Raw genomic sequence first — 9591 nt, forward strand, 5'->3', positions numbered from 1 at the left:
CGGCCTCGTCGCGGCCGGCCTGGCCGATGCGACCTGGACCCTCGTTCCGAAACACGAATGGGACGTGGCAGCCGGCGCGGCACTAGTCCTCGCCGCCGGCGGCGTGGTGCTCGGACTGGACGGAAAGCCCCCGGAGTTCAATCGCCCCGACCCGAAGATGAAAGGTTTCGTGGCCGCGGCACCGGGAATCGCGGAGGATGTTCGCAGTTTGCTGGGGCTGTAGCCGTAGGCCATGGCTGTAGGCAGTTGGCAACTCGCCCCCCGCCGGACCCGGCAGGTCCGCCTTTCTCCCGCCACGCAGTGAGGGGAGTCCGCCTGATCCAAAGGATCAGGGGCGAGGGGGGCGCCCCACGGGGGCTCCTGCTACCTCCTACCGCCCCAGGAACTCCTGCACACGGGCGGCCACCGATTCGGCCGTGAAACCGTACTTCTCGGCCAGCACCGTGTCGGGGGCAGACGCTCCGAACGCGTCGAGGCCGATTGACAGGTCCGCGTAGCGGCTCCAGCCGAACGTCGATCCGGCCTCGACCGAGACGACGGGCAGGCCGGCTCCCAAGACCTCCTCACGGTAAGAATATTCCTGCTCCTCGAAGGCTTCCCAGCAGGGCAGGCTGACGACCCCGGCGGAGACACCGGAACCGGCGAGCAGATCAGCGGCTTCGAGGGAGAGCGCAACCTCAGAACCGGTGGCAACGATCACCACGTCCGACCCGTCCCTCAGGACATAACCGCCCCGCTTCACTCCCCCGCCGGGCCGGTCCAACGTCGGCACTCCCTGCCGGGTGAGGATGAGCGCAGTCGGCCCGTCCGTCCGGCTGAGGGCCATCTCCCATGCCTCGACGGTCTCCGTGGCGTCGGCCGGACGGATCACCCACAGGTTGGGAATCGCCCGCAATGCGGCCAGATGCTCGACCGGCTGGTGGGTCGGGCCGTCTTCACCGAGGAAGATCGAGTCGTGGGTGAACACGGAGATGCTGGGCGCCTCCATCAGGGCGGACAGCCGGATGGCCGGCCGCATGTAGTCGCTGAACACCAGGAACGTCGAACCGTAGGGTTTGAGTCCGCCGTGAACCGCCAGGCCGTTGACGATGGCGGCCATTCCGTGCTCCCGGATGCCGAAATCGATGTTGCGGCCCGTCCGGTCCTCCCTGCCGAACGACCCGGACGTCGAGATAGACGTCTTCGTCGAGGCTGCGAGATCGGCGGCACCGCCGATGAATCCGGGCACCTTCTCAGCAATCTGATCGAACAGCTTGCCGCTCGATGCCCGGGTAGCCATCGAGCCGCCGACTTCGAATCCCGGGTTCTCGAGAACGACCGGATCCGAACCGAACTGGCTGTGCCACAGAGCAGCCAGCTCGGCGTCGGCTTCCAGAGCGGCACCGGACCGATCCTTCCAGGCGGCGTGGACGTTGCGGCCGCGTTCCATCGCCTCCGAGAAGAACCCGTACACCTCATCCGGGACGTAGAAGGACTCGTCGGCGGGCCATCCCATGGCCTGTTTGGTGGCGCGGATCTCGTCGGCACCGAGCGGCGAGCCGTGTGAGGCGGACGTGTCCTGCATCGTCGGCGCCCCATGGGCGATGTGGGTATGGGCAATGATCAGACTCGGATGCTCGGTGACCGCCAGCGCCGCACGGGTGGCCTCCTCGATCGCAACATGGTCGTGCCCGTCGATGTCGACCGTATGCCAGCCGGCCGCCCTGAACCTGGCCGCCACATCCTCGGTGAAAGTGATGTCGGTCGAGCCGTCGATCGAAATCTCGTTGTCGTCGTAGAAGTAGGTGAGCTTCCCGAGACCCAGGTGACCCGCCAGCGAAGCCGTCTCCGCAGAGATTCCTTCCATTAGATCGCCGTCGGAAACGAACCCGTAGGTGCGGTGGTTGATCAGCGCCTCACCGAACCGGCCCCGCAGGTGCTCTTCGGCGATCGCCATGCCGACGGCCGTGCCGAACCCCTGGCCGAGCGGACCCGTGGTCATTTCGATACCGAGTTCCGGTTCGCGTTCCGGATGGCCGGGAGTCTTCGAACCCCACTGCCGGAAGTCCTTCAAATCGTCGAGCGACAGCTGAAAACCTGCCAGGTGCAGCAGCGAGTAGAGGAGTGTCGAACCGTGTCCGTTGGAGAGAACGAACCGATCACGGTCGATCCAGGTCGGGTCGCCGGGATCGACCACCAGGAACCTGGACCACAGCACAACCGCCAGATCGGCCATTCCCATCGGCATCCCCGGGTGCCCCGAGTTGGCCTTCTGGACGGCGTCCATGGCCAGGCCCTTGATCGTGTTGACGGCTAGCTGCTCAATAGACACGGAAATCCTCTCGCGGCGCGGATGCCTGGAGAGTAGTTGGCGCAGAAGGGCCGTTCTAAACCGGGCCGCCGGGCGCTACCAGCCGAGCGCCCTGACGAGGAATGTGGCCATCTGCCCCCTCGTCAGCGCTCCGCCGGGGCAGAAGCGACCGGCAGAACAACCGGTCGTTATGCCGGCGGCGGCCAGTGCGTTGATGCCGGATTCGTGGAGGTTGCCGTCGTCATCCGAGAAATAATCGACCGACGATGCCGGCAGGTCGAAGGCCCGGGTCACGAAGCTCGCCATCTCAGCGCGGGAGAGGTATTCGTCCGGACAGAAGCGGCCCGGATTGCACCCGGTCGTGATCCCGGCGGCTGCAATCGCATTGATCTCCGCTTCGAAGGCGCTGCCGTCGTCGTCGGTGAAGAAGTCCCCGGACTGTGCCCGCAATCCCAGGGCCCGGGCGAGGAACACGGCCATCTGCGCCCGGGTCAGCGGTGCGTCCGGGCAGAATCGACCGTCGCCGCATCCGCCGGTGATGCCGGCGGCGGCCAGCTTGATTATGTCGGACTCGTACGGCGAACCGTTGTCGTCCCAAAACGGGGGCAGACCCAGCGGATCGGGATGACCGTAGAAGATCTCGGTTGCCCATACGGACCCGGAAGGTGAAACCGCAGCTCCGATCGTCAATCGGGTGAAACCAGGGTCGAGGATATTCTTCTTGTGGCCGGGTGACTCCATGAACGCTCGGTGCAGCCTTGCGCAGTTTGCCGCATAGCCGACGTTCTCACCCCAACTCGTCTTCCCTTCCGGAAGAACGGCGGCGAGCTGTGCCGAGGTCGAGTGATAGAGGCTGCCGGCGGAGATCATCGACTGTGTGTGCTGCCTGGCATACGAGACCAGTCCGGTGTCGACCTCCAGCGGGTCGATGCCCCGCGCAGAGCGCTCGGCGTTGATGGCCTGGACGAAGCAGTTCTCGAGATCGGCCGCCGTGATCGCGGACGCCGGAACGACCATGACCTGTGAGATCAGAGCAGCTGCGACCAGAGTGCCGAATAGTTTTCTCTTCATCCGCCTGACAGGATCGACCTTGTCTGGTTATCGGCGCCTCAAAGGAAACCTAAAGGGGGCTTAGGGGTGGGGCGGGAGGCCGCAGGCAGCGGCACCACGCAGTCGGCGGGTGCCGGAGGGGCGGGCTAGCCGACCACCGTGAGGGCGCGGCTGCTCTGGTTCAGCCGCTCACAACCGTCGCCGGTCACCACAACGATGTCCTCGATCCGCATTCCGAAACGACCGGGAAGATAGATGCCGGGCTCGATCGAGAAAGCCATACCCGGCTCCAGTTCCACGCCGTTGCCTTCGACGATGTAGGGATGCTCGTGCACCTCGAGGCCGATGCCGTGCCCGGTGCGATGGATGAAGAACTCCCCGAATCCGGCCTCTTCGATGACCCTGCGGGCTGCCGCGTCGACCGACTCCGCCGTCACCCCCGGCCGCACGGCCTCGACGGCCGCCTGCTGTGCAGAATGAAGCACGCCGAACGCCTCTTCGTAGCCGTCCGGCGGAGCCGCGACAACGAAGTTGCGCGTCGTATCTGAGAAGTAGCCGTCGAACCGGCCGCCGAAGTCGACGACGACCGGATCACCGGCCTCGATCACCCGATCGCCGGACTCATGATGAGGTGATGCGCCGTTGGGCCCCGAGGCGACGATGCCGAACGCGGCCACCTGGTGCCCCTCCTCCACCGTCATCTCCGCGATGAGGCGTGCCATCTCACGCTCGGTGCGGCCGGCGAACCGCATCCCGGCCAGGCGGGCTACCACCCTGTCGGCCGCCCGGCCGGCGCTCCGCAAGGCGGCGACCTCTGCCGCGTCCTTGCGCATCCGCAGCTCCCGGGTGACGTCCGAGGCCCTTCCCAGCGCCAGCGAGGGAAGTTGCTCCTGCAGGCCGAGGGCGAACGTCGTCCATGTGTGATCACCGATCAAGCCGCGCCGCCAGTCGGATGCCGCCCCGGCCACGAGCCGCACCGGATCCTCCAGTTCCGACCATGGACGGATGTCGAAGAGATCGCCGTGGCTTTCGACGCGGGGTGCCTCTAGTTCGGGAACGAACAGGGTCCCTCGGCCGCCGGTCGGAAACACGAGCATCGTCAACCGCTCGGTTTGCATCGCCTCATACCCGGTGAAGTACGGGAGGTCGGCCCCGACCGACAGCAAGAGACCATCGAGATGCCGTGCTGCCAGCATCTCCCCCGCCCGCTCCAGCCGGGCGGCGAACGGACTCATTGGGTCACTGCCATCGGGCGAACCACCGCCGCGGCATCCTTGGCGTGATAGCTGGACCGGACCAGCGGCCCGGATTCGACGTGACGGATTCCGAGTTTCTCCCCAAAATCCTTGTACTCGGCGAACTCGTCCGGATGGACGTAGCGGTGAATCGGGCGGTGTTTGGCGGTCGGCCGCAGGTATTGCCCGATAGTCACGATCTCCACACCCACGGCCCGCAAGTCGGCGAGCGCCCCGAGGACCTCCTCCCTCGTCTCACCCATTCCGACGATGAGCCCCGACTTCACCGCGCCTTCGGGGTGCATCGACCCGGCGCGCCACAACAGCGTCAGGGAACGTCCGTAGCTGGCGGCCGTTCGAATGTCTCGCTGGAGACGGAGGACGGTTTCCGTGTTGTGGTTCAGAACCTCGGGCCGCTCGGCCATCACCGTTCCGAGATCCTCCGCGTCTCCTTTGAAATCTCCGACCAGGACTTCGATGGAGGTCGCCGGACTCAGGAGTCGCGATTGGCGGATGGTCTCAGCCCAGATCGCCGCTCCCCCATCGGCCAGATCGTCACGATCCACGGCGGTGATGACGGCGTGCTCGAGATCCATGTCCCGGATCGCCGCAGCCGCCCGAAACGGTTCCATCACGTCGAGTTCGCTCGGCTTGCCGGTCAGGACGTTGCAGAAACTGCAGGCCCGGGTACACGTGTCCCCGAGGATCATCAGCGTGGCGGTTCCCGACTCCCAGCACTCGAAGATGTTCGGGCAGCCGGCCTCCTCACAAACGGTGTGCAGGTCGAGGCCGCGCATCAGCTTCTTCACATCCCTGTACTCCGCCCCGAGGTTGGCTTTGATCTTCATCCAGCTCGGACGCTCCGGTTCACCGGGCAGGAGTCCCCCTTTGCGGGTGATCGGGACTTCGTCACGCCGGGCGGGCGAGAATGTGCCCTCCTCCACGAGGCGGTCGACCTCGAACCGGCGGGGCTTGCCCTGGGTCCGGGTGAAAGCGCCAAGCTGAACTTCCGGATCGGAATATCCGAACTCTGAGGCGAAGTGAGGGATCAGCCGCTCGATGACCTCCTCCAGGGATGTGGTGCGGCCCAACAGCTCGGTCATCGAGGTGACCGGGCGGTCGGTGATCCCACAGGGGTTCATATGAGCGAAATAGGTCATGTCGGGGTCGACATTGAGGGCGAACCCATGCATGGTCACACCCCTGGCGACCCGTACCCCTATGGCCGCGATCTTGCCCTTCGCCGTCCAGACGCCGGTGAAGCCGTCTTCGGCCCACGCGTCGATGTCGAACTCGGCGAGCGTGTCGATCAACGCCTGTTGCATCCGACCGACGTAGGCGGTGATCTTCTTCGGATCCTCGAGCCGGATGATCGGATAGCCGACGAGCTGCCCCGGCCCGTGGTAGGTGATGTCGCCGCCCCGGTCGATGTCGAAGCGTTCGGCGTTGAGGCCGCGCAAACGTTCCGCCGGGACGAGGAGGTTGCCTGCGTCTCCGTGCCGGCCGATCGTGTAGACGTGCGGATGCTCGAGGAGCAGCAGGTAGTCCCAGGTGGACCGACCGGATGTGCGGCCTTCCCACAATGCCTTCTGGAGGTCCCAAGCCTCGGCATAGGGCAGCTTCCCGAGCCACCGGACGCGCAGGGTCGAAACTCGCGGCTCGCGATTCGCGATTCGCGACTCGTTCACGCCAGTTCTTGCTCCCAATCCCACATCTCCAGATTCTCCTTGATGCGACGCAGGAAGAGAACGGCCGTCGACCCGTCGAAGGCGCGGTGATCCCAGGTCAGCCCGAGATAGCCGATGTGGCGGATCGCAATCACGTCCGCACCGTCCGGAGTGGTTACGACGACGGGTCGCTTGACAACGGTGTCGGTCGAGAGGATTCCCGTGTTCGGAACGTTGATGATGGGCGCCGACATGAACGACCCGAAAGGTCCGGGGTTCGTGATCGTGAAGGTGGAGCCGCTGATGTCGTCCAGGCCGAGCTGACCGGCGCGACCCCGCATGGCGATGTCACGGATCCTCCTCGCCAGGCCGACCATCCGCAGCCCGTCGGAATCGCGGATGGAGGCCACCAGCAGGCCCTTCTGGTCCATGTCGACCGCAATGCCGAGGTTGATCGTGCGATGGAAGACTGCTTTCTTCTGCTCCAGGTAGAACGAACTGTTCACGACCGGGAAGGCCTTGAGCGCATCGATGGTGGCGCGGGCGATGAAGGGCAGATACGTCAGCGAAAAGCCTTCGGTCTCCTTGAACGCGGCTTTGTGTGCCTGCCGGACGCGTTCCACCCGGGTGTAATCCACCTCAACCGACGTCCACACGTGGGCCGCCGTTTGCTTGGCCTGGATCATGTTCTCACCGATGCGCGACCTGAGCCGGTCGAGATCGCGTACCTCGTCCCCGTCGAGAAGAGGGATTTCCGCTGCTGCCGCCGGAGCGACCGGGGCTGCAGGAGCCGGTGCCGCGGCAGGGGCCGCAGGTACCGGTGCGGCCTCCACCCGGGCCGCCGGTGCCGGAGCGACACCTTTCTCGATCAGAGCCTCGACGTCCTTGCGGGTGATCCGGCCGTCGCGCCCGGTACCGGCCACCGAGCTGAGGTCGAGATTGTGTTCACGGGCGAGCTTGCGGACGACCGGCGACAGGAAGAGGCCTTCCGTGGGGTCGACTGCCGGTGCCTGCTCGACGGTGGCCGCCGCAACGGGTTGCGGAGCCGGCGGCGGCTCGGCCACGGTCGCCGGCTGGGGTGCGGCAGGTGCCTGCTCGACGGCCGGGGCTTCCGGTGCTGAGGTCGGAACCTGTTCGCCGGACTGACCGATCACGACCAGGTCGGTACCCACAACGACGGTTTCACCTTCGGGAACGAGGATCTCGAGTATGACGCCGCCGACGGGCGACGGGATCTCAGTGTCGACCTTGTCGGTCGAGATCTCGACCAGCGCCTCGTCGACCGCGATCGTTTCACCGACCTTCTTGGGCCAGCTCAGGATGGTCCCCTCGGTGACCGTCTCTCCCAGCTGTGGCATGGAGACCGTGGTGGCCATACGCTATCTGTGTCCTCTCATCTCAGAATCTCTGCCGACAACGATACCGGCACCGCCGACATTCCGGCCCGCCGGGTGGTTCTCGCGCGACATTCGGTACCTATAGGGTAAGAAAGTCGCGCGAAAACCGTGAAAAGCGTCAGTGGAGGCTCCGCCCGGTCGAGGAGAGAAGGGTCTCTCCCACCGCCTCCGACAACGTCGGATGAGCGTGAATGAAGGCGGCCGCCTCTTCAGGAAGCGCCTCCCATCCGACTATGTACATCAACTCATGGATCAGTTCACCGGCCTGCGGGCCGACAACGGATGCACCGATGATCGGCCCATCCTTCTGAACTACCACCTTCACCAACCCCTGGTTTTGCCCGATGATCTGCGCCCGGCCGACTCCCATGAAACTATGGGAATGGGTTTCGACCTCATACCCCTGAGCCACGGCGGCGGCCTCCGTGAGACCTACTTCGGCCATCTCCGGATGCGTGTAGACCACCAGCGGAATGGCTCGATAGTCGGGGCCCGCCGCCCGCCCGGTGGCGATGTGGGTTACCGCGGCTATACCCTCGGCGAACCCGGCGTGGGCCAGCTGAGGAGTCCCCGCCAGCAAATCCCCGACGGCGTAGACGCCCGGCTCGGCCGTCACCATTGTGGTCAAATCGGCCACGATGTAGCCGCGATCGGTCTCAGCGCGGACCGTCTCCAAGCCGATGGCGTCCGTCACGGGCGCCCGACCGACGGCGACCAGAACGACGTCGACATCCGCAGAGTCCTCTCCAAACGGAACGGTCACGCCCCCGTCGCTAACGACCGGGTCGCCGACGGTCACGCCCGTGTGGATCTTCACCCCGCGCCGTTTGAGGTGCTTCTGAAGCTCCCGGGCCGCCTTGGCATCCGCTCCGGGCACGATTTGATCCATGAGTTCGAACAGGGTCACGTCACTGCCCAGATCCACGAGCAGGCTGGCGAACTCGCAGCCGATGGCTCCCGCACCGATAATCGCTACACGTTGAGGCCGGGCCTCCCAATCGAGGGCATGGTCGGAGCTCACGATCCGGACACCGTCGAATTCGTATCCCGGAATGCTGCGCGGCACGGACCCGGTCGCGACTATCACGTTCTTGGTTTCCAGAACCTGCTCACCGTCGTTCACAACCACGCGGCCGGCGCCGTCGAGTCGCCCGTGCCCGTTGATCACTTCGACCTTGCGCTGTTTGAGGAGTCCGGACAGACCTTTGACGAGACCATCAACGATCTTCTGTTTGCGCGCCAGCGCCGTACCCCAGTCGAACGACGGGGCACTCGACTGGACGCCGAACTCGCCGGCCCCGGCCACGGTTGTGAAGACCTCGGCAGATTGGAGCCATGCCTTGGCGGGAATGCAGCCCCGCAACAGGCAGGTTCCGCCAACCTCGTCCTTTTCCACGAGCGCAGTCTTGAGGCCGTAGTTGTGTGCATAAAGAGCGGCGGCATAGCCGGCCGGGCCACCGCCAACGATCACAACGTCGTACACGAATCCTCCGGGAAGTCGATCAGTGGCCCGAGAATAGCCCCACAAGGGAAATCCGCCCACGGTGCGATAGCCTGACGGCCAAATGCAGACCCGCTACCTCCTCATCGCCTCGATAGTCACGGCGCTGATCATCCTCATTGCCTCGGCGGTGTGGCTGGTGGTGGTCGTCTCGTGAAGATGCCCTGGTTTCTCGGCAATACTGATGTTCTCCACGCGCAACAGCATTGCTGAGAAACGCAGTCCGGATTCTGAGCAATACTGATGTTCTCCACGCGCAACAGCATTGCTGAGAAAACTCAGGAGGAAACTCGATGATCACCAAGACCGTTCGACTAACCGGGGGCTCCCCCAACTCGATCGAGGACGCCGTCAACGGCGTGCTTGGCCGCGCCGCCGAAACGCTGTCCGACATCCAGTCGTTCCGGGTCGTCGAAGTCGGCGGCACGGTGGACTCGTCGGGCGCTCCGAG

General features: G+C 65.2%; 7 protein-coding genes. 1 reads left to right on the forward strand and 6 read right to left on the reverse strand.

Translation table 11 applies throughout. The annotated features are described in order from the left end of the window. On the forward strand, nt 1-223 hold a 223-nt coding region (locus VLT15_10345; protein ID HSR45607.1), incomplete at its 5' end, for an inositol monophosphatase family protein. A gap of 147 nt (nt 224-370) precedes the next feature. Here VLT15_10345 and tkt read toward each other — a convergent pair. The 6 genes from tkt to lpdA all read right to left on the reverse strand — a co-directional run bounded on the left by tkt (nt 371) and on the right by lpdA (nt 9122). Further along, a complete protein-coding gene (tkt, locus tag VLT15_10350; protein ID HSR45608.1) occupies nt 371-2311 on the reverse strand; it encodes a transketolase in 1941 nt (646 codons plus the stop codon). Between the two features lie 75 nt (nt 2312-2386). Next, nucleotides 2387-3361 (reverse strand): S-layer homology domain-containing protein, encoded by a 975-nt coding sequence (locus tag VLT15_10355; protein HSR45609.1) that lies wholly within the window; start codon nt 3359-3361, stop codon nt 2387-2389. A 125-nt stretch (nt 3362-3486) separates the two neighbouring features. After that, nucleotides 3487-4575 (reverse strand): Xaa-Pro peptidase family protein, encoded by a 1089-nt coding sequence (locus VLT15_10360; GenBank protein ID HSR45610.1) that lies wholly within the window; start codon nt 4573-4575, stop codon nt 3487-3489. Beyond that, nucleotides 4572-6263, reverse strand: coding sequence for a lipoyl synthase (gene lipA, locus VLT15_10365; protein HSR45611.1), 1692 nt, complete (start codon nt 6261-6263; stop codon nt 4572-4574). The genes VLT15_10360 and lipA overlap by 4 nt, the downstream gene beginning before the upstream one ends. Further along, nucleotides 6260-7618, reverse strand: coding sequence for a 2-oxoglutarate dehydrogenase, E2 component, dihydrolipoamide succinyltransferase (gene sucB, locus VLT15_10370; protein ID HSR45612.1), 1359 nt, complete (start codon nt 7616-7618; stop codon nt 6260-6262). Before sucB ends, lipA begins: the two co-directional genes overlap by 4 nt. A 139-nt stretch (nt 7619-7757) precedes the next feature. Continuing rightward, entirely contained in the window at nt 7758-9122 is a 1365-nt protein-coding gene (gene lpdA / locus VLT15_10375; protein HSR45613.1) for a dihydrolipoyl dehydrogenase, read from the reverse strand. Nucleotides 9123-9591 lie beyond the last annotated feature (469 nt).

The organism is Acidimicrobiia bacterium (genome assembly GCA_035471805.1).
Lineage (GTDB): Bacteria > Actinomycetota > Acidimicrobiia > Spongiisociales > JAHEDJ01 > JAHEDJ01.

Excerpts from the sequence above, each read along its gene's own strand:
- VLT15_10355 (HSR45609.1), bottom strand. The coding sequence starts at position 3,361 with ATGAAGAGAAAACTATTCGGCACTCTGGTCGCAGCTGCTCTGATCTCA.
- VLT15_10360 (HSR45610.1), bottom strand. The coding sequence starts at position 4,575 with ATGAGTCCGTTCGCCGCCCGGCTGGAGCGGGCGGGGGAGATGCTGGCA.
- sucB (HSR45612.1), bottom strand. The coding sequence starts at position 7,618 with ATGGCCACCACGGTCTCCATGCCACAGCTGGGAGAGACGGTCACCGAG.